This is a genomic window from Faecalibacterium prausnitzii (assembly GCF_003287495.1).
GTDB classification, from domain to species: Bacteria; Bacillota; Clostridia; order Oscillospirales; family Ruminococcaceae; genus Faecalibacterium; species Faecalibacterium prausnitzii_I.
Genome location: NZ_PRLE01000001.1, coordinates 65,507 through 83,901, shown reverse-complemented (window position 1 = coordinate 83,901; position 18,395 = coordinate 65,507). Strand labels below are relative to the sequence as shown.

Annotated in this window: 21 protein-coding genes; 6 read left to right on the top strand and 15 right to left on the bottom strand. The window is 57.6% G+C overall.

The features are described 5' to 3' along the window. Positions 1-107 precede the first annotated feature (107 nt). From C4N22_RS00435 to C4N22_RS00420, 4 genes are all read right to left on the bottom strand, one after another. Positions 108-515 (bottom strand): YlbF family regulator, encoded by a 408-nt coding sequence (locus C4N22_RS00435; RefSeq protein WP_022257214.1) that lies wholly within the window; start codon positions 513-515, stop codon positions 108-110. Positions 516-555: 40 nt separating this feature from the next. After that, positions 556-1,947, bottom strand: coding sequence for a tRNA (N6-isopentenyl adenosine(37)-C2)-methylthiotransferase MiaB (gene miaB, locus C4N22_RS00430; RefSeq protein WP_112147578.1), 1,392 nt, complete (start codon positions 1,945-1,947; stop codon positions 556-558). A 131-nt stretch (positions 1,948-2,078) separates the two neighbouring features. Next, positions 2,079-2,462 (bottom strand): Fur family transcriptional regulator, encoded by a 384-nt coding sequence (locus C4N22_RS00425; RefSeq protein ID WP_112114901.1) that lies wholly within the window; start codon positions 2,460-2,462, stop codon positions 2,079-2,081. 29 nt (positions 2,463-2,491) lie between these two features. Then, on the bottom strand, positions 2,492-3,766 hold the full coding sequence (locus C4N22_RS00420; RefSeq protein WP_112147577.1) for a replication-associated recombination protein A: 1,275 nt from the start codon (positions 3,764-3,766) through the stop codon (positions 2,492-2,494). A gap of 189 nt (positions 3,767-3,955) precedes the next feature. Between C4N22_RS00420 and C4N22_RS00415 the strand changes: the two genes are divergently transcribed. The 5 genes from C4N22_RS00415 (at position 3,956) to C4N22_RS00395 (ending at position 6,967) form a co-directional block, all read left to right on the top strand. Then, positions 3,956-4,633 carry an endonuclease III domain-containing protein gene (locus C4N22_RS00415; protein ID WP_112147576.1) on the top strand — a complete coding sequence of 226 codons (678 nt, stop codon included), beginning with the start codon at positions 3,956-3,958 and terminating at the stop codon, positions 4,631-4,633. Between the two features lie 66 nt (positions 4,634-4,699). Next, positions 4,700-4,939 (top strand): GlsB/YeaQ/YmgE family stress response membrane protein, encoded by a 240-nt coding sequence (locus C4N22_RS00410; protein ID WP_112147575.1) that lies wholly within the window; start codon positions 4,700-4,702, stop codon positions 4,937-4,939. A 129-nt stretch (positions 4,940-5,068) separates the two neighbouring features. Next, positions 5,069-5,806, top strand: a complete 738-nt coding sequence (locus C4N22_RS00405) for an AzlC family ABC transporter permease (RefSeq protein ID WP_022257220.1) — start codon at positions 5,069-5,071, stop codon at positions 5,804-5,806. Further along, on the top strand, positions 5,803-6,108 hold the full coding sequence (locus C4N22_RS00400) for an AzlD domain-containing protein (protein ID WP_112147574.1): 306 nt from the start codon (positions 5,803-5,805) through the stop codon (positions 6,106-6,108). The genes C4N22_RS00405 and C4N22_RS00400 overlap by 4 nt, the downstream gene beginning before the upstream one ends. A gap of 13 nt (positions 6,109-6,121) precedes the next feature. Then, entirely contained in the window at positions 6,122-6,967 is an 846-nt protein-coding gene (locus tag C4N22_RS00395) for an SDR family oxidoreductase (RefSeq protein WP_112147573.1), read from the top strand. Positions 6,968-7,022: 55 nt separating this feature from the next. On the opposite strand, the gene yqeB is transcribed toward C4N22_RS00395, so the two are convergent. The 10 genes from yqeB to C4N22_RS00345 are packed head-to-tail and all read right to left on the bottom strand — an operon-like array spanning position 7,023 to position 16,201. Next, positions 7,023-7,838 (bottom strand): selenium-dependent molybdenum cofactor biosynthesis protein YqeB, encoded by an 816-nt coding sequence (gene yqeB, locus C4N22_RS00390; protein WP_112114906.1) that lies wholly within the window; start codon positions 7,836-7,838, stop codon positions 7,023-7,025. After that, the gene (locus C4N22_RS00385; protein WP_112147572.1) at positions 7,835-8,890 is read right to left on the bottom strand and encodes an XdhC family protein; all 1,056 of its coding nucleotides are present in this window, start codon (positions 8,888-8,890) and stop codon (positions 7,835-7,837) included. The genes yqeB and C4N22_RS00385 overlap by 4 nt, the downstream gene beginning before the upstream one ends. A 17-nt stretch (positions 8,891-8,907) precedes the next feature. After that, positions 8,908-9,138, bottom strand: a complete 231-nt coding sequence (locus C4N22_RS00380; RefSeq protein ID WP_022257225.1) for a DUF3343 domain-containing protein — start codon at positions 9,136-9,138, stop codon at positions 8,908-8,910. Between the two features lies 1 nt (position 9,139). Next, a complete protein-coding gene (locus tag C4N22_RS00375; protein WP_112147571.1) occupies positions 9,140-10,279 on the bottom strand; it encodes an aminotransferase class V-fold PLP-dependent enzyme in 1,140 nt (379 codons plus the stop codon). Further along, positions 10,276-10,881, bottom strand: coding sequence for a sulfurtransferase-like selenium metabolism protein YedF (gene yedF / locus C4N22_RS00370; protein WP_112147570.1), 606 nt, complete (start codon positions 10,879-10,881; stop codon positions 10,276-10,278). The genes C4N22_RS00375 and yedF overlap by 4 nt, the downstream gene beginning before the upstream one ends. Before the next feature lie 18 nt (positions 10,882-10,899). Further along, entirely contained in the window at positions 10,900-11,940 is a 1,041-nt protein-coding gene (gene selD, locus C4N22_RS00365; protein WP_112147569.1) for a selenide, water dikinase SelD, read from the bottom strand. Next, complete coding sequence (yqeC, locus tag C4N22_RS00360; protein WP_112147568.1) at positions 11,941-12,642, bottom strand: selenium cofactor biosynthesis protein YqeC; 702 nt, start codon at positions 12,640-12,642, stop codon at positions 11,941-11,943. It abuts the gene before it with no gap. 1 nt (position 12,643) lies between these two features. Then, on the bottom strand, positions 12,644-14,932 hold the full coding sequence (locus tag C4N22_RS00355) for a xanthine dehydrogenase family protein molybdopterin-binding subunit (RefSeq protein WP_112147567.1): 2,289 nt from the start codon (positions 14,930-14,932) through the stop codon (positions 12,644-12,646). After that, complete coding sequence (locus C4N22_RS00350) at positions 14,929-15,402, bottom strand: (2Fe-2S)-binding protein (protein ID WP_112147566.1); 474 nt, start codon at positions 15,400-15,402, stop codon at positions 14,929-14,931. Before C4N22_RS00350 ends, C4N22_RS00355 begins: the two co-directional genes overlap by 4 nt. 19 nt (positions 15,403-15,421) lie before the next feature. Further along, positions 15,422-16,201 (bottom strand): FAD binding domain-containing protein, encoded by a 780-nt coding sequence (locus C4N22_RS00345; protein WP_112147565.1) that lies wholly within the window; start codon positions 16,199-16,201, stop codon positions 15,422-15,424. Positions 16,202-16,308: 107 nt separating this feature from the next. Between C4N22_RS00345 and C4N22_RS00340 the strand changes: the two genes are divergently transcribed. After that, positions 16,309-16,956: a nucleotidyltransferase family protein gene (locus C4N22_RS00340; protein ID WP_242980904.1), complete on the top strand. Its 648-nt coding sequence runs from the start codon at positions 16,309-16,311 to the stop codon at positions 16,954-16,956. Here the strand turns inward: C4N22_RS00340 and C4N22_RS00335 are convergent, their stop codons facing one another. After that, entirely contained in the window at positions 16,957-18,357 is a 1,401-nt protein-coding gene (locus C4N22_RS00335; RefSeq protein ID WP_112147564.1) for a uracil-xanthine permease family protein, read from the bottom strand. Positions 18,358-18,395 lie beyond the last annotated feature (38 nt).

Here is an 18,395-nt window from a genome sequence, read left to right as displayed (position 1 = left end):
CTGCATTGCCTGCTGCAATCTCGCCCGGTTTGTGGGCAAAAACCGCCTTTTGCAAGCAAAACGCGGCCTGCAAAGCACAGCCGCGTTTCTGATTTTATCGTTCCGCCTTAGTGGCAGCCGCCGCAGGTGGAGCAGCTGCCCGTGCAGGATGTAGAGGGCTCCTGCACCGTCATGGGGTCGCCGCCGTTCATGGCAGTGTTGATGATCGCGTCGATGTAGTTGACGAGGTTTTCGCAATCACGCTTGGCCTCATTGTAAGCCACCATCCCCTCATCGGCCATGATCTTGCCGTACAGGTCGTTGACTTTCTCATTGAGCTCTGCAATGCGGGCATCGTTGCGCTCGCTCTTTCCGATCTCATTGTTCAGATCCATCCGGGCGAGGTTGAACTCCCCGATCATGTTCTGGAGTTCTTCATCCTTATCGTTTGCTTTCCGGGCCTGGTCGAGAACCAGGTAACGGGGGTCGGTCTGAAGTGCCATCGCAGCACGCTTGAAAAGATCAATGCAATCCATTGTAAAAATCTCCTTATTTAAAAATATGATGGAATGTACGTTATTGGGCCAGCTCACCCAGCAGAACAGTGGCCCGGGCACCCGTCAGGTGCACCATGGCATAACTGCCCATGAGGCTGTCGTCCGCGGCAAACTCGACGGTCAGGTTGTTGTCCAGGCGGCCGGAGAGAGTCCCCTCCGCACGGCCATAGCCCTCGACCAGCACCCGGACGGTCTGCCCGACCTGTGCTTTGACCAACGCCATTGCGATCTCGTCCTGCACGGCCAGCAGGCGGCTCATCCGATCCGTCTTCTCCTTGCGGGGGGTCGGGTCCGGCATTTCCGCCGCTTTCGTGCCCGTGCGCTTGGAATAGATGAACGTGAACAGCTGCATGTAGCCAACCTTGCGGATGAGGCTCAGCGTCTGCTGGAAATCTTCTTCTGTCTCACCAGGGAAACCGATGATAATGTCGCTGGAGAACGTGATGCCGGGCACCTTTTTGCGGGCATACTCGATGAGCTCCAGATAATGCTCAATGGTATAGTGGCGATTCATCTGCACCAGCAGCCGATCCGAACCACACTGCACCGGAAGATGCAGGTGCTTGCAGATCTTGGGCTGTGCCGCAATCGTGTCAATGAGCTTGAAGCTGGCATCTTTCGGGTGGCTGGTCATGAACCGGATGTGATAATCACCCGGCACCGTGCAGAGCAGGTTGAGCAGATCGGAGAAATCGATTTTCTCCTCCAGACCCTTGCCGTAGCTGTTCACGTTCTGCCCCAGCAGGGTGATCTCCTTATAACCTGCCTCCACAAGGCCCTTGAATTCCGCAAGGATATCGCCGGGCTTGCGGCTTTTTTCGCGGCCGCGCACATAGGGCACGATGCAGTAGGTGCAGAAATTATCGCAGCCATACATGATGGGCAGCCAGGCACGGAACTCGCTCTCACGCCGGATGGGGATGTTCTCCACAATGACCGGGCGCTGTGCCGGTTCCAGCAGCACACGCTTGTGCTTTTGCAGCTTCTGGGCCACCAGCTGAGGCAGCGTATCAATGCCATCCACACCAAACACAAGATCTACATAGGGGTAGCTCTGGCGCAGCTTTTCCACCACATGCTTCTGGTTGGCCATACAGCCGCAGAGGCCGATGATGAGACCGGGCTTTTTTTCTTTCAGGCCCTTGAGGGCACCCACGTTGCCGAACACTCGCTGCTCGGCGTGTTCCCGTACCGCGCAGGTGTTGAAGAGGATGAGGTCTGCATCCTCGGGTTTCTCACACAGGCCGTAGCCGATATCCACCAGCACGCCCTTGATGCGCTCACCGTCGTTGACATTCTGCTGGCAGCCGTAACTGTGAACAAATGCCAGCGGCGGCGTATCGTATGCCTGCCGGACAAGCTCTGCGGCGGCAGTGTTATGTTCAAATGCTAGATATTCCAATCGTACCATCCTTATCCGCGGCCGCTTTGAAAGGCTGTACCGCGGTTTCTCTTTTTATTTTCTGAAAAGCTCTTTTTAGTATACCCTGTTTGCCTGCAGAGGGCAAGAGGAAACGCACAACTTTTTGCGTCGGATTGCCCTTACTGTGCCGCCTGTTTCTTCAAGCACTCCTCACAGACGCCGAACAGCACCACGGCACAGTCCTGCACGGCACCTTTCTGGTTCTTGACCAGCTTCATCACCTGTTTTTCATCCACATCCGCATCGACCACGCCGCCGCAGACCGTGCAGTACATGTGGCTGTGCCAGCACAGCGTGTGGTCAAAGCGGTCCGCCTTGCCCGGGATGCACACCCGGCGCACCCGCCCGGCATCCACAAGACTGTTCAGGTTGCGGTATACTGTGCCAAGGCTCAGGCCCGGGCACTCCTTAATGGCTTCATCGTAAATTTCTTCCGCAGTGGGGTGGTCGCACAACTGCTCCACTTTCTGCAGCACCAGTTCACGCTGTTTTGAGTATCGCATGTTCTTCTCTCCTTCGCTGCTTCCTTGTTTCAAATATTCTTTTCACCTTTGATCTTTGCCCAGTAGGCACGGGCCGCCTGCTCTGTTTTGTTATCGCCAAAGGTATAGTATTTGACGTCCTTGATGGCATCCGGCAGGTACTGTTGCTCCACCCAGTGGTTTTCATAGTCGTGTGCATATTTGTAATTCTGCCCTTTTACCAGCGCGTCCTCGCCATCATAATGTTTATTTTGCAATTGGCGCGGGATGGGCCCGGTCCGCCCGGCCTGTACATCCGCAAGCGCCGCATGGATGGCATTGTGTGCGCTGTTGGATTTTGGGCTGGTGGCCACCAGAACCACCGCATCGGCCAGTGGGAGACAGGCTTCCGGCAGGCCCACCGCATTGGCGATATCTACAGCCGCCTTGACGATGGGAATGATCTGCGGGTAGGCAAGGCCTACATCCTCACAGGCACAGACCATGAGCCGACGGCAGGCCGAGGGCAGATCCCCAGCTTCCAGAAGCCTCGCCAGATAATGGAGCGCCGCGTCCGGGTCGGAACCACGCATGGATTTCTGGTAAGCAGATACGATGTCGTAGTGGTCATCGCCGTCCCGGTCGTACCGCATGGCCGTCCGCTTTGTCACCTGCTGGATCATCTCAAGGGTGACGCGCTTGCAGTTTTCTGTAATCGGGGCCGCCGTAACCGCAAAGTCCAAACAGCCCAGCGCCTTGCGCAGGTCGCCGCCCGCACTCTCGGCCAGATACTGGCAGGCATCTTCTTCCAGAATGATATTCTGCCCCTCGGCTTCCGAAAGTTTGGCGATGGCATTGTGCAGCCCGCGCTCCACATCCGCTGCAGACAGCGATTTGAATTCAAATACCGTGCAGCGGGACAGCAGTGCATTATAGATGTAAAAATACGGGTTTTCCGTAGTCGAGGCAATGAGGGTGACTGTGCCGTCTTCAATACATTCCAGCAGGCTCTGCTGCTGCTTTTTGTTCAGGTACTGGATCTCATCCAGATAGAGCAGGATGCCTCCCGCCCCGGCTAGGGTGCCGATGTCTTTCAGCACGGCCTTGATATCCCCCGTCCCGCAGGAAGTACCGTTGAGCTTATGCAGGGTCATGCCGCTGTTCTCAGCGATAATGCGGGCCACCGTGGTTTTGCCCGTGCCGGAGGGGCCATAAAAAATCATGTTGGGAATCTTGCCGCTCTCGATGGTGCGGCGGAAGACTCGGCCCGGAGCCAGAAGATGCTGCTGGCCGCAGACATCAGCCAGAGTTTTGGGGCGCAGACGCTGCGCCAGCGGTTCATTCATTGGTCGTTTCCTCCTTAGGCAGCATCATGCGCCCGCAAGTGATACTTCTTCTTAAATATTATAACGCATTTTTGCACGGAGGACAAGACAATTTCTGAAAATGATTCTCAGATAATCTCCAAAGGATTTACAATCTTTGCAAAACATGTTATCATAAAAGCACATTTTACTGGAATCGAGGGGAGCAACATGCCCAGGAAACCAGCCGCCCCGGAAGACCTTTCTGCCAAGAAAACCCTTGCGCTGGAAGTCATCGCCCGGCTGAAAAAGGAATACCCCGATGCTGCCTGCACGCTGGATTACGACCATGCGTGGCAGCTTCTGGTCAGTGTCCGGCTGGCCGCACAGTGCACCGATGCACGGGTCAACATCGTGGTGGAAGATCTGTTTGCCAAGTACCCCAGCGTCGCCGCACTGGCAGCTGCGGAGCCGGAAGAAATTGAAGCCATCGTCAAGCCCTGCGGCCTAGGCCACTCCAAAGCCCGGGATATCTCTGCCTGTATGCGGATGCTGCGGGACAAATACGACTGTAAAGTCCCCACCACCTTTGAGGAGCTGCTTTCCCTGCCCGGCGTTGGCCGCAAGAGCGCCAACCTTATCATGGGGGATGTCTTCGGCAAGCCCGCCATTGTAACAGACACCCATTGCATCCGGCTGTGCAACAAAATTGGCCTTGTGGATGGCATTAAGGAACCGCAGAAAGTGGAGATGGCCCTGTGGAAGATCATTCCGCCGGAAGAGGGCAGTGATCTGTGCCACCGCTTTGTTATGCATGGCCGGGCCGTCTGCAATGCCCGCAAGCCGGAGTGCGAAAAATGCTGCCTGCGTGATATCTGCCGCTACGCCAGGGAGAATGCGGCAACCTGACGGTTCGCAGCCCCATGATCGTAAGAAAGAAGTGGAAGCTTCATGTTATTTTTAGGAGGCATTACAATGCTTGGTCTTATTTTCAGTCTGCTGATCGGTGCTCTGGCCGGTTACATTGCTGGCCGCATCATGGGCAGTGAGACATCTGCCGTGCGCAACATCGTGCTGGGTATCTTGGGCGGTTTTGTTGGCAACATCCTGTTCAGTCTGATCGGCCTGAGTGCCACGGGCCTTGTGGGCGAGATTCTTGTCTCTGTGGTCGGTGCCTGTGTCTGTATCTGGATCGGCCGCAAACTGTTCCAGTAAGCGTTTGAACACAACGATCAAAAGTACCTCAGCTTTCGTTTCGAAAACTGAGGTATTTTCTTTTGTCAACGACTGTGGAGTGTGCTATAATTATTTTGTGTCTTGGAATAGGAAAGGAGTTTGAAACTCATGGAAACTGCAACCAGACCCTACGCGTTCAGCCGAAAGGTGTTCTGCGAGGGAATGCGCGATGGTGTGCCCATTGCACTGGGTTATTTTGCTGTATCGTTCTCGCTGGGCATTGCCGCCCGGAAAGCGGGTCTGACCCCGGTACAGGGCTTTTTTGCCAGTCTGCTCAACAATGCCTCCGCAGGTGAGTATGCTGCTTTTGCGTTGATCGCCAGCGGGGCCACTTACCTGGAAGTTGCCATCATTACCCTGATCGCCAACGCGCGGTATCTGTTGATGAGCTGTGCACTGGCCCAGCGGTTTGCACCCGGCACGCCGTTTTTCCACCGGCTCATCATTGGTTACGATGTCACGGATGAACTTTTTGGCATCACCATTGCCCGGCCCGGCTGGCTGAACCCGTTTTACACTTATGGTGCCATTGCGCTGGCAGCTCCTGCCTGGGCAGCTGGCACAGCCTGCGGCATCATTGCCGGCAACCTGCTGCCCCTGCGGGCCGTCAGCGCGCTGAGTGTGGCACTCTACGGCATGTTCCTGGCCATCATCATTCCCCCTGCCCGCAAGAGCAAGGTGGTGGCCGCGCTGGTGGCCATCAGTTTTGCACTGAGCTTTGTCTGCACCTATCTGCCGGGCATCTCGGCACTCTCCGATGGCACCCGCACCATTCTGCTCACGGTGGCCATCTCCTGCGCTGCCGCGATTCTCTTCCCGGTTAAGCAAGAGGAGGGCAACCAATGAACAACTGGATCTACATTGCTGTCATGTTTGCAGTGTCTTATGCCATCCGCATCCTGCCGCTGACACTCATCCGCAAGCCGATTGAAAACCAGTTCATTCAGTCGTTCCTGTACTATGTGCCCTATGTCACACTGGCAGTCATGACGTTCCCTGCCATTGTCAACGCCACCCAGAGCCCTCTTGCCGGTGCTGCCGCGTTGGTAGTCGGCATCATTGCCGCCTGGATGGGTGCCGGACTCTTCCCCGTCTCGGTGCTCTGCTGTGCAGTGGTGATGGTGCTGGAGTTCTTCCTTGTCCACTAAAGGGAAACTCTGTATGAGGAAGATTTTGGTAACGGGTGCCGGTGGTTTTGTAGGGGCTCGTATCCTCGACCAGTGGCGTGAGAGGTACGAGCTCTGCGCGTTTCCCCATGGATTTTCCGCCGATTCTGATGAAGCCGCTGTGCGTGCTCTGATTGCCCGGGAAAAGCCGGACGTCATCGTCCATACCGCAGCTCTTTCCAATACAGCCTATTGTGCCAGCCATCCGGAAGAATCACTCCGGGCGAATGTCCTGCTGCCCGAATGGATTGCAAAAGCGGCTGCTGAAACCGGAGCAAAGCTGCTGGCGTTCAGCTCCGATCAGGTATACGCTGGCTGTAAGAGAAGCGGCCCTCTGCCCGAAACGCTTTCTCTTGCCCCGGCCAATGTCTATGGCTGCCACAAGCTGGAAGCCGAGCAGCGGGTGCTTGCCATCACCTCGGACGCCGTATTGCTGCGGGCAGCCTGGATGTATGATTTCCCGGGCTATCGGCTCCCTATCCGGGGCAACCTGCCGCTAAACCTGCTGAGTGCCGCCAAAACAGGCACTGCCTTGCATTTTTCAGAACAGGATTTCCGCGGCGTCAGCTATGTACGGGAAGTCATTGACAAACTCATCCCGGCCATGGAGCTGCCCGGTGGTGTTTACAATTTTGGCAGTGGAAACGACTGCGACATGTTTGAGACTGTTTCCCGCTTCGCCCGGCTTCTGGGGGTGGAAGTCCCGCTTGAAAAAGACCATTGGGAGCGAAACCTTGCCATGAGCGGCGAAAAGTTGAAAGATTTTGGCATCCGGTTTGATTCTACCATTCAGGCATTCCAACAGTGTCTCGATGATTACGGTTTCGGTCATTTTGAATGACAGCGCATAAAAGGCCCTGTTCCAACTACGGAGCAGGGCCTTTTGATTGATTCTCTTATTTCCAGAGCTGCGCAACTACAAGCTCCAGCACACTGCCCGCAATGCAGCGAGCTTTATCCGAGATGAGGAAACAGTTTTCCAGTTCTGTTTTGCGCGGGTCCACATCTGCCACTTTGAAACCCGGAACCACAGGGTAACCGTCCCGCAGCAGGCCGCGCAGGATCCCCGCGATCTGCGTTTTTACAAGCACTTCTTCGCCCGCCGGTGTTTCCACCTTGGCAATGGCCTCCCCGGCCTCGACAAAATCACCGATGGCGTGCAGGTCGCGGAAAATACCCTGTGCCGACGAATGGAGCACCCGCTCGGCGGCATAGCCGCCAATGACACCCGGAACGCCAGTGTTGGGGGTCGCCGCGCCCTCCCGGATGATCCGGCCCAGCTTGTGGCCGCGTTTGGTCTCCACCACCACGTCCACATCCTGCCCGGCTGTAAAGCCCGGGCCAAGGGCAATGGTCAGCGAAGCCATTTCACGGGTAGTGCCAAGGTTTTTCTTGGCGAGAATCGCATCCACTACCACGTCCGGTTTTAAAGTGCGGATGCTCTCCCCTTTGGGGTCGATCAAAACAGGGACCGCATTCTGTGCCCAGACAGCCTCCGCCTCTTCCTGTTTGGAAATGCGGACAGCACGCAGCCCCTCCACCGTCGTCTCGCCCTCGTAAACCGCCTCACAGAGAGAGACCTGCCGACGGATGGCGGCGGGATGCTCGGTTTCCAGTACCAGAACCCGCAGGCCAGCGGACCACAGCCGGTGGATGGTGCCCGTGGCAAGGTCGCCGCCGCCCCGCACGATAATCAGGGAATCTCGTTTCATTTTGCCTCTGTGCCTCCCGCTAAAACCTGTAAGAAAAGTTCCATCGAGCCGCCGCAGGCTGCCAGCGCTTTCTCATCGTCTTCCAGTCCCGTGGCAAACGACGCCAGCTGCTGCGGAGCTTCCGTACCTGCCAGCATTTTTCCTGCCAGCTGCCGGGCACGGTATTCCATAATGCCGCCGCCCACGCTGCCCGCCGTACTGCCATCCGGGAGAATGAGCATCTTGGTGCCCACCTCTCGGGGCATGGAGCCGTGGCGGGAAACGATGGTTGCCAGCACAGCATCCGTTTGCTCCTGACGGCACTGTGCCCAGGCTGCCCGGATTTCTGGCGTAAACCCCTCTGTCAGTTGGCGATGGCTTTTGATCTCCACGATCTGCGCCAAAATGGACAGCGCGATCTCCTGCGCCGTTTTTGCCCCGATGGCAAGGCCGATGGGGGCATGGAGCCGCGCTACCCGTGCCGGGTCCAGGCCTGCCTCTGCCAGCTGGCGGCGCACCAGTTCCGAACGTCCCCGGCTGCCCATCATGCCCACATAGGCCGCCGGTTTTTGCAAGATCTGCTTCAGGCAGGTGACGTCATACGCATGGGCACGGGTCAGCACACAAAAGTATGTCTCTGCACTGCCCGGTATCTGCGCCAGAGATGTTTCAAATGGCGCGCAGAGCACTCGATCCGCCCCTGTTTCCCGCAGTGCATCTGCATATTCCGGACGATCTTCCAGCCCGGTAACGGGCAGATCCAGCAGCTTTGCCAGCCGGACCGCCGCCGCTGCTACATGTCCGCCTCCGCAGATGACCAAACGTGCCCCGGCACCAAAACGCTCGGCAAAAACGCGCGTATCTCCCAGCGTAAACACGCCGGAAGTCGTGCATTTTTTCAATGCAGAAAGATTTTGGGTTAGAAGCGTTTCCGGTGCGGACGTCCATGCCACTTGTCCATCGCAGAGCAGCAATGCGGTCCCCTGTTGCTGGCCCTCCAGAACCGTGGCCAGCAAAAAATCCTGTGCATCTTTTTGGGCGTCGAGCGCATCCAAAAATGTGCGGTGTTCCATCTGGTTTCTCCTTGTGTTTATTGTTCTACCGTTGCAATTGCATCAAAGGCATTTCGGTCAAGCTTTGACTGCCACTGCTGCCAGTCCCCCGGCAGCATCCGCCACGCAAGGCCGCACCCTGCCGAGAGCTCCCGTGGCAGCGGAATCAAACGGCCCGGGATATTGGCTTCCGTGCAGTGCTTTTCCCAAGCCATGGCTTCCACGGTCGCATGGAATGAAAGGACGATATAAGGCCGTTTTGCACGCATCTTATTCCTCCTGCGCCAGCTGGCGGACCGCAGCTGCGGCCTGCAGCACTTCCTGCTCGGTGTTCGTGTGTGAAAAGCTGAACCGCACCACACCCTGCTCTACGGTCCCCAATACCTTGTGCATCAACGGAGCACAGTGCGCACCGGCCCGCACGCAGATGCCGTAATCTTCCCATAGAATGTCTGCCACCCGGGCGGAGTCTTCTCCAGCCAGATTCAGCGAGACAATGGGCGCACGCTCCTGTGCTGCAAAATCGCCATAAAGCGTTACATCGGGCAGGCTGCGCACCTGCTCATAAAACAGGCAGGCCAGCGCGGTTTCCCGGGCATGAAGCAGTTCCACTCCCTGCTCCAGAATCCACCGCACCCCAGCGCCCAGACCCGCAATACCCGGAACGTTGAGCGTCCCGGCTTCCAGCGCCGTTGGCATTTCGGCCGGATGGTTTTCGTCAAAGCTGTGAACCCCGCTTCCGCCCACCACCAGCGGTGCGATCCGCAGCCCCGGGCGGACATAGAAACCGCCCGTACCCTGCGGGCCCAGCAGGCCTTTGTGACCGGTAAAGCAGAGCACGTCCATGCCGAGCGCCTGCACATCAATGGAGTGGACTCCCGCCGTCTGCGCGGCATCTACGATGAACAAGAGTCCATGCCTTTTGGCAAAGGTAGATACCCGCGCCAGATCGGTTCTATTTCCGGTCACATTGGAAGCATGGGTGACTACGATCGCCTTGGTATTGGGGCGCAGCAGCGTTTCCAACTGGTCGCACTGCAGCACACCGCGGGCATCGACTCCCAGAAAGCTTAATTCTGCCCCCTGCTGCCGCAAACGGTACAGCGGGCGGAGGACTGAATTGTGCTCACACACCGTTGTAATGACATGGTCGCCCGGGCGGATCAAACCGTTGATCGCCGTATTGAGGGCCTGCGTCGCATTGGAAGCAAAGGCAATACAGGCGGGACTTTCGGCATGGAATAGTTCTGCCAGTGCCTCCCGCGTTCCATAGACCAGCCGTGCCGCATGGAGAGTCGGCTCGTGTGCTCCGCGGCCCGGGTTGCCCGCTGTCTGCAGAGCTTCCAGCATAGCCTGCCCTACCTGCGGCGGTTTATGAAGAGTCGTCGCGGCATTGTCCAGATAAATCACGGCTTGACCACGTTCCCGGCGCCAAGCATCTTTTCGGCAATGACATACATGTTGGTCACACCGCCCACCGCAAGCTTTTCCGTCAGGCCGTAGAAATTCAGGCAGGTGCCGCAGGTCAGAATCTCCACGCCCTCGGCCTCCAGTGCCTTGAGGTCTTCCAGCATGGGCGAACCCTCACAAGTCAGGTATGCGCCGCCGTTATAGAGCAGTATCGTCTTGGGCAGTTTATCCTGCTGGGTGAGCGAGAACACAAAGGCTTTGAGCAGGGTTTTGCCCAGTTCCTCGGCCCCCTCGCCCATCTGATCCGAGGCGATGACAACCACTGTATCGGTACGGGTATCCGGTGCACAGGCTTCTGTTTTTTCCTCACGCTCCGGTACCGCTTTACCAACCGTAAAGCGGACCGAATACTCCCGTTCTGCCAGCTTCTCAGCACTGTAAACAAGGCCTTTCTGCTGGGCCATTTTGGTCAGGTTCTGGACTGCGATCTCATTATCGACCAGAATTTCCACCTCACCGGCTCCATTCAGCTCTGCAATGGCCTTTTTCGCCTTGACAACGGGCAGCGGGCAGGCATCCCCGCGCGCGTCTACTTTTACCATAAGTGTTCCCCCCTAATATCAGAATATAACCGTGATTTCCGGCTGTTTCTCTTCTTTTTCCAAAATTTTGCCTACAATGGCTGCAGGCAGACCAACCTCTTTCAGTTCAGCTTCCAGTGCATCGGCATCCTGCGGTGCCACAGCCAGCAGCAAACCGCCGGAAGTCTGTGGGTCAAATAAAATTTCTTCCATCGCAAACGGCACATTCTCAAACCGGACAAAGGGCCCGGTGTGATTGCGGTTGCGCTGGCCCGCCGCTGTGTACAGGAAAGCATCGGCCGCTTCCCATGCACCCAGCAAAACCGGGACCCGCCGGGCATCCACCCGGCAGGCAAGTTTCCCGCCCATCATCTCGTGCAGATGGCCGAGGAAGCTGAATCCCGTCACATCTGTCGCGGCATGGACAGCATATTTCCGGCTGATCTGAGCCGCCGTTTTATTCAGTGTCGTCATGGACTGGATCGCCCCTGCCAGATGCTCCGGGGCAGCTTCCCCCACCCGATTGGCGGTACAGATGAGCCCCACGCCCAGTGCTTTGGTCAGGATGAGCTTGTCTCCGGGCCGCCCGGCGTCATTGGCATAGAGGTGGTGCGGATCTACCAGGCCCGTGACCGAGAGGCCGTACTTGACTCCCGTGTCTGCAATGGAATGCCCTCCTGCAAGGATCCCGCCCGCTTCGGCGACTTTTTCCGCACCGCCGCACAGGATCTCTCCCAGAACGTTCAGATCCATGCTCTCCGGGAAACAGACAAGGTTCAGCGCCGTCTTCACTTCGCCGCCCATTGCATAAACATCACTGAGGGCGTTAGCGGCCGCGATCTGCCCGAATGTGTAAGGGTCATCTACCATCGGCGGAAAGAAGTCCACGGTCTGTACCAGTGCGATATCCTCCGTGATTTTATAAACGGCGGCATCGTCCCGGCTGTCGTAGCCGACCAGCAGATTCGGGTCTTTCTCGCCCCGGGGCAGCTTTTCCAGGATACGGCTCAGCACTCCTGCCCCAAGCTTTGCGGTACAGCCGCCGCCTGTACAGAAAACGATCTTCTCTCCGTCTGGCATTTAGGCACGCTCCTTTTCCGAAAATGTTGTCAGTACCACCGAGACGCCATACCGCGCCCGCAGCAGTTCTTTGGTTTTCTCGCCTGCGGCCTGGCGCTGCGGCGTATCGGCCTGGTTGAGTACCGCATAAAAATGGCGCGCTCCAACAGCCTTGCGCCCGCCCTGTTCATCGGCCAGCAGCTTCGCCAGCAATTCCGGCGTCAGGATCGTCTCCGGCGGAACGCCCAGCAATGTGCAGGCCGTTTCCAGCCGGAAGCAGACTTCCTGCAGCGGCTTTCCCACTGCGGAGAGCCCTGCCACTGCCAGCACAATATCACTTTGAGGCAGCAGCACTGGTTCATGAGCCGCCGGGGCCTTGCAGGGCAGATGCTTTGCGCCATCTGCTTCCAGAAAGACCGCGTCTGCCTGCGCCATCCAGCGTTCCAGCTGCGGCGGCTGTGTCAGTTTGTTGTCCGGGGCCGGGGCTCCTGCTACCGCATAGTTGCCACTCGTCCAGAGAGCTGCAAGCTCCGCGTTCGTCCTGGCCAAAAGTGGTTCTTTCGGGCGTTGGATGTGAGTGGTAGTGGAAGCCAGCACCCGCCAGCCTTTGCGGGCACCGTGCGCCGCCATGGCGTGCAGCAGGGTGGTTTTCCCGCCACCGCCCACCAGTGAAACGATATGGCCTTTCTCAGCCAAGAATGGAAATTGTGTTTCGTCCAGCATCTTATTCTTTTTCCGCTGCCGCCATGGCCACCTGCTCCGGTGTAATGGGCAGCTCATAGAAGCGGGTGCCGATGGCGTTGTAAATAGCGTCCGAGATTGCCGGCAGCGGTGTGTTAATGACAACTTCACCGATGGATTTCGCACCAAACGGGCCGTTTGGCTCATAGCTGTTCTCAAACTCCACGTGGATGTGTCCAATATCCACACGGGCCGGGATCTTATACTGGAAGAGCGAATTTTCCATCGGGTATCCCTTGGCATCATAGGTAATGTTCTCGGTCAGGGTCATGCCGATGCCCTGCAGGATACCGCCCTCCGCCTGTACCCGGGTCAGGTTGGGGTTGATGGGCGTGCCGCAGTCCACACAGGCGTCAAATTCCAGAACCTTGACTTCGCCGGTCTCTTTGTCCAGCTCGATTTCCGCAGCACCCACCATGTACGGCGGAGGCGACAGCGGAGAGGTATGGGTCTCGGTAACTTCCAGCGGGACCATGTGGCCGAACTGGGAAGCGCTCACGATCTCCGCCAGCGAAACGCCGCGCTCCGGTGCAGCGTCCACATAGACTTTTCTTCCGTCAAAGGTCACTTCATCCGGGGCACATTCCAACATCTCAGCGCCCAGCTTGCTGATCTGCTCCCGGAGCTTGAGGGCGCATTTTTCCACAGCCTTGCCGGTGACATACGTTGTACTGGAGGCATAGGAACCGGAATCATAAGGTGAAGTATCGGTATCGGCACCAAAAACGGTAATGTCATCCAGCTCACAGTCCAGCACCTCAGCTGCGATCTGTGCCAGCGTGGTGTCACAGCCCGTCCCCATATCGGCTGCACCGATGACGAGGCTGTAGAAGCCCTCGTCGTTGACTTTGAGGGTCGCACTGCCCACATCCATGCCGGAAATACCAGAGCCCTGCATTGCCATGCCCATACCGACGGCACGGACTTTACCGTTGCCCAGGTCGCGGGCCGGGTATTTCTCGTCCCAGCGGATCATCTCATGCACTTTGGCCAGGCAACGGTCCAGCGCGCAACTGGTGTTGGTGGCCCCATAGTACGCGGGCATGTAGTCGCCCTCTTTGACGATGTTCTTTTGGCGGATTTCAAACGGATCCATATGGAGTTTTGCCGCCAGCTCATTGACTGCGGATTCCACCGCAAACAGGCCCTGCGTTGCGCCGTAACCGCGGTAAGCACCCGCCGACATGTGGTTGGTGTAGACCACATCATAGGTAAAGCGGAATGCTTCTGCCTTGGCATAAAGCGGGATGGATTTGTGGCCGGACAGGCCCACCGTGGTGGGGCCGTGCTCGCCGTAAGCGCCCGTATTGGAGAGCGTATGCATATCAATGCCTTTGACGATGCCCTCTTTGGTAGCACCCAGCCGGAGATGGATCTCCATCTCATGGCGGGGCGAAGAAGCGATCTGGCTTTCTACCCGGCTGAAAATGATCTTGGAGGGTTTCTTGGTCTTCCAGGTCACAAAAGCCGGGTAAACCTCGCAGACGTTGGTCTGCTTGGCCCCAAAACCGCCGCCGACGCGGGGTTTGATGACCCGGATCATGGATTTGGGAATATGCAGGGCATTGGCCACATTGCGGCGGGTATGGAAGACGATCTGCGTCGAGCTGAGAATGTTCAGACGTCCATACAAATCAATGGAGCAATACGTGCGGAATGTTTCCATCATGGCCTGCTGGCAGGCCTTGGTATGGTAGGTGTGTTCAATGACGATATCGCTGTTTGCCAGCACAGCTTCAATGTCGCCGTCTCCCTCCTCACCATGGGCACAAAGGTTGCGTTTGTTGTCGGCTCCAACCGGGCAGAGGGCCTCCCAGTTTTCCTCCGGATGGACCAGAACGGGGTTATCTTTGGCCGTGTGGTAATCCAAAACAGCGTCCAGCACCTCGTACTCCACTTTGATGAGCCGGAGGGCCTTGTCCACGCATTTTTCGTCTTTGCCGGCCACAATGGCAACGACATCGCCCACAAAACGGACATGGCGGTCGATGAGCAGGCGGTCACGGGGACTGGCCTCCGGGAACGTCTGGCCTGCCTGGGTATACCGGGGAGCATCCTGCGGGACGTCTTCCCAGGTAAAAATCGCCTCAATGCCCGGCACCTTTTTGGCCACCGCCGTATTGATGGTCTTGACAATCGCGTTGGCGTGGGGCGAGCGGAGCAGCTTGACGATGAGGCAGTTGGCCGGAACGAGATCGTCCATGTAAACTGGCTGGCCCGTTACCAGCTGCATGGCATCTTTTTTGCGGTATGCTTTGCTGACGGTTTTCATTCGGCGGCCTCCTGTTTCTGTTTTTTCCAGGCAAGGAAATTCAAAATACCCCGCAGCTGGCCCTCATAGCCCGAGCAGCGGCAGAGGTTGCCGGAAAGATATTCTTTGATTTCCTCTTCCGTGGGGGATTCTTTTTCCCGGAAAAGGGCGAGGGCGTTCATGATAAAGCCCGGGTTGCAGAAGCCGCACTGCTCTGCGCCCTGGTCCGCAATGAATGCACCAAACTCCGCGGCTTCTTCCTGCAGGCCCTCCAGTGTCGTGACCCGTTTGCCATCGGCACGGGCAGCCAGAACGGAGCAGGAAAGGACGGGCTTGTCCTCCAGGAACACCGTGCACAAACCGCAGTTGGAGGTCTCACAGCCGCGCTTGACACTGGCACAGCCCTGGCTGCGCACAAGATCCAGCAGCAGGGTGTCCGCGGCCACATCGACCGACACCTTGGTGCCGTTTAAGATAAGATTGATCTGCATAATATGGTCGTCTCCTCTCTCAGCCCAGCTGCTTGACGGCGCGCTTGACCAGCACACCTGCCAGATGGTTGCGGTATTCCGCACTGCCGCGCATGTTGCTCTCGGTCTTGATCCTGCTCCGGATGGAGGCAGCAAACCGGGCGCTCGTGAGCTCCGGCGTCTCCCCTGCATCGGCCGGCAGGGTATAGAGCACGGCTTTGCCCGGGCGGGCCCCGATGGCAAAGCGATACTCCCCGGCGGCGTTCTTTGCGGCCGCACAGGTCAGCACCGGAATATCTGTCTGACTATTGCGCACCGACTGGTAGCAGAATTTTGCGTCTTCTTTTGGCACAATGACCCGCACCAGAATATCCCGGTCATAGGGGCGCTGGGCATACTCCGCCAGCGGGACGATGCCGCCTTTATACAGTTCCACCGAAGCATTCAGCGCCAGGAACATGGTAAGAACATCGGAAAAGCCAAAGCGGCTGTAAATGCTGCCGCCCACCGTGGCGAGGTTTCGCAGCTGCACGCCCACGATGTGCCGCACCGATTCCCGCACGGCACCGTCCGTATAGGCAGCGAGGCCGGGGTGCAGCTCCAGCTGGCGCAGCGTGACCATGGCACCAATGGAGAAGCCCTCGTCCGTCTCCTCAATGGTGTCCAGCCCCAAGCCGGACAGATCAATGGCAGTACCAACGTTGATCTTCTCCATCTTGAGCCAGATCATTCCACCCAGAACACGGTTGGGTTTTTTCTGGTTGAGCTGCCATGCTTCTTCCAGGCTCTCGGCTTTTTTATATTCCCGAATCGTCATCATACGCAGTTCCTCTCTTTTTTCGGTGATTACTTTTATTTTAACACAATTTATTTTATAATGCTATTGATAAGACAGCAATTTTGCCGCGATTGTAAGGGAGACTTTTTATGGCAGAAAACAAGACCTTGCCCGTCGGGTGTGTCATCATGGCGTCGGGGCTTTCCACCCGTTTTGGCTCCAACAAGCTGCTGACACCCTTTGGCCCCGGCAGAGAGCCCATGCTCCGCCGCGCTTTTGCCGCTACGGACACGCCGCTTCTGGCTTCACGGGTAGTAGTGGCCCGCTCCCCGGAGGTAGAAACGCTCTGCAGAGAAGTCAGCGTTCCCTGCCTGCTCCACGCTCTGCCAGGCCGGAACGACACGGTGCGGCTGGGACTGGAAGCGCTGCTGGCAGAGCGGCCTGACCTTGCGGGCTGCATGTTCCTGCCCGGAGATCAGCCTCTGCTGCGGCGGGAGAGCGTAGAATCATTGCTCCGCGCCTTTGCAGAGCACCTCCAGACACAAAAAGAAACAGAACGGATGATCTTCCGGCTGGCATATCGGGCCAAAGATGACCCGACACCCCTGGTCGGAAGTCCCGTTCTGTTTGACAGCGGGTATTTCCCCGCCCTGCGCACTCTGCCCGAGGGCAGGGGTGGCAGTTTTCTGCTCCGGCAGTATCCGGAACAGGTACATTGTTTTTATACCGCTCACCACGAAGAGCTGTGGGATGCCGACACCCCGGAAGCCCTGCAGAAACTGGAAGCGATGCTGTAATTATTCCGCTTTGTCGTCTTTCGGCAGCAGCAGGTTGAGCACGATGGCCACAAAAGCTGCCGGGACGATGCCGGACTCACCGCAGATGAGCTGGATGGCCTGCGGGGTGTGTGCCAGAATGCTGGAGTTTGCACCCATGCCATAACCGACGCCCAGAGCCACGGAAACGATGGTCAGGGTGCGCGGGGTCATCTTCTCTTTGGTGATGAGCTGGATACCAGACACCACGATGGAAGAGAACATCATGACAGCCGCACCGCCCAGAACAGCCTGAGGCATAATGGAGACCAGTGCGCCCAGCTTGGGGATGAGGCCGCAGAGGATCAGGAAGACTGCACCGGTAGCCAGTGCACCACGGTTGACCACCTTGGTCATGGCCACCAGACCGACGTTCTGGCTGAACGAGGTGTTGGGCAGCACGCCAAAGCAGGCGGCAAAGGTGGAGCCCAGGCCGTCGCAGATGACACCGCCGGACAGCTCTTTATCGCTGGGCTCGCGGTTCATACCGCCCTCCATCACACCGGAGATATCGCCCACCGTCTCCACAGCGGTGACGATGAACATGACCATCACGGGCAGGATGGCGCGCAGATCAAACACGATCTTAACGGGCACCAGCTTGGGAATGGCAAACCAGCTGGCCTGCGCTACTTTGTCCCAGTTGAGGACCCATGCCTTGGTGAACTCCACGCCGTCAGCGGTGACACCAGTGGTGGGCAGCACAAAGCCCATCATGATGGCAGCAACATAACCCACGATGATGCCGATGAGGATGGAAGAAGAGCTCAGAAAGCCTGTGGTCCAGTGCTTGAGGAACAGGATGACCACCAGCACGAAAATTGCCAGCAGCAGGTTTTCCACAGAGCCAAAGTCCTTTGCACCGTTGCCACCGCCGAACGAGTTGATACCGACGGAGATCAGCGACAGGCCGATGGACAGCACGACCGTGCCGGTAACGACCGAGGGGAACAGCTTGCGCAGAGGCTTGAGGAAGACGCCCAGGACACTCTCAAAGATGCCGCCCAGAATGGACGCGCCCATAATGGCACCATAGGCCGTGACGCCGCCGCCCATGGTAGCCGCCACACTGTTGAACACGCCCAGGAAGCCTGAGCTGGTGCCCATAATGATGGGCACTTTGCCGCCGACGGGGCCCACTGCATACAGCTGAACCAGCGTGACGATGCCGGCCACAAACATGGCGTTCTGCAGCAGGCTGACCTGCAGGTCGGCAAACTCGCCGCCTGCCAGGCCGCAGGCGCTGGTGATGATCAGCAGCGGGGTCAGGTTGCCCACAAACATGGCAAACACATGCTGCAGACCCAGCGGGATGGCGTGCTTGAGGGGCATTTTTGCTTCAAACTGGTAAGCTGCGCTTTCCAGCTCCGTATTTTTTAACATATCCTTGCTCCTTCCCTCTTTTGGGGTTCTCTTTTAAC

What these genes read in the sequence shown, in the direction of transcription:
- C4N22_RS00405 (WP_022257220.1), top strand. Translation starts at nt 5,069, where the DNA reads ATGGAAACTGCAACCAGACCCTACGCGTTCAGCCGAAAGGTGTTCTGC.
- C4N22_RS00335 (WP_112147564.1), bottom strand. Translation starts at nt 18,357, where the DNA reads ATGTTAAAAAATACGGAGCTGGAAAGCGCAGCTTACCAGTTTGAAGCA.
- C4N22_RS00410 (WP_112147575.1), top strand. Translation starts at nt 4,700, where the DNA reads ATGCTTGGTCTTATTTTCAGTCTGCTGATCGGTGCTCTGGCCGGTTAC.
- yqeB (WP_112114906.1), bottom strand. Translation starts at nt 7,838, where the DNA reads ATGAAACGAGATTCCCTGATTATCGTGCGGGGCGGCGGCGACCTTGCC.
- yqeC (WP_112147568.1), bottom strand. Translation starts at nt 12,642, where the DNA reads ATGCTGGACGAAACACAATTTCCATTCTTGGCTGAGAAAGGCCATATC.
- C4N22_RS00340 (WP_242980904.1), top strand. Translation starts at nt 16,309, where the DNA reads ATGGCAGAAAACAAGACCTTGCCCGTCGGGTGTGTCATCATGGCGTCG.
- C4N22_RS00385 (WP_112147572.1), bottom strand. Translation starts at nt 8,890, where the DNA reads ATGGAACACCGCACATTTTTGGATGCGCTCGACGCCCAAAAAGATGCA.
- C4N22_RS00435 (WP_022257214.1), bottom strand. Translation starts at nt 515, where the DNA reads ATGGATTGCATTGATCTTTTCAAGCGTGCTGCGATGGCACTTCAGACC.
- C4N22_RS00350 (WP_112147566.1), bottom strand. Translation starts at nt 15,402, where the DNA reads ATGCAGATCAATCTTATCTTAAACGGCACCAAGGTGTCGGTCGATGTG.
- C4N22_RS00400 (WP_112147574.1), top strand. Translation starts at nt 5,803, where the DNA reads ATGAACAACTGGATCTACATTGCTGTCATGTTTGCAGTGTCTTATGCC.
- C4N22_RS00380 (WP_022257225.1), bottom strand. Translation starts at nt 9,138, where the DNA reads ATGCGTGCAAAACGGCCTTATATCGTCCTTTCATTCCATGCGACCGTG.
- selD (WP_112147569.1), bottom strand. Translation starts at nt 11,940, where the DNA reads ATGCCAGACGGAGAGAAGATCGTTTTCTGTACAGGCGGCGGCTGTACC.
- C4N22_RS00415 (WP_112147576.1), top strand. Translation starts at nt 3,956, where the DNA reads ATGCCCAGGAAACCAGCCGCCCCGGAAGACCTTTCTGCCAAGAAAACC.
- C4N22_RS00425 (WP_112114901.1), bottom strand. Translation starts at nt 2,462, where the DNA reads ATGCGATACTCAAAACAGCGTGAACTGGTGCTGCAGAAAGTGGAGCAG.
- C4N22_RS00420 (WP_112147577.1), bottom strand. Translation starts at nt 3,766, where the DNA reads ATGAATGAACCGCTGGCGCAGCGTCTGCGCCCCAAAACTCTGGCTGAT.
- C4N22_RS00395 (WP_112147573.1), top strand. Translation starts at nt 6,122, where the DNA reads ATGAGGAAGATTTTGGTAACGGGTGCCGGTGGTTTTGTAGGGGCTCGT.
- C4N22_RS00345 (WP_112147565.1), bottom strand. Translation starts at nt 16,201, where the DNA reads ATGATGACGATTCGGGAATATAAAAAAGCCGAGAGCCTGGAAGAAGCA.
- miaB (WP_112147578.1), bottom strand. Translation starts at nt 1,947, where the DNA reads ATGGTACGATTGGAATATCTAGCATTTGAACATAACACTGCCGCCGCA.
- C4N22_RS00355 (WP_112147567.1), bottom strand. Translation starts at nt 14,932, where the DNA reads ATGAAAACCGTCAGCAAAGCATACCGCAAAAAAGATGCCATGCAGCTG.
- yedF (WP_112147570.1), bottom strand. Translation starts at nt 10,881, where the DNA reads ATGGTAAAAGTAGACGCGCGCGGGGATGCCTGCCCGCTGCCCGTTGTC.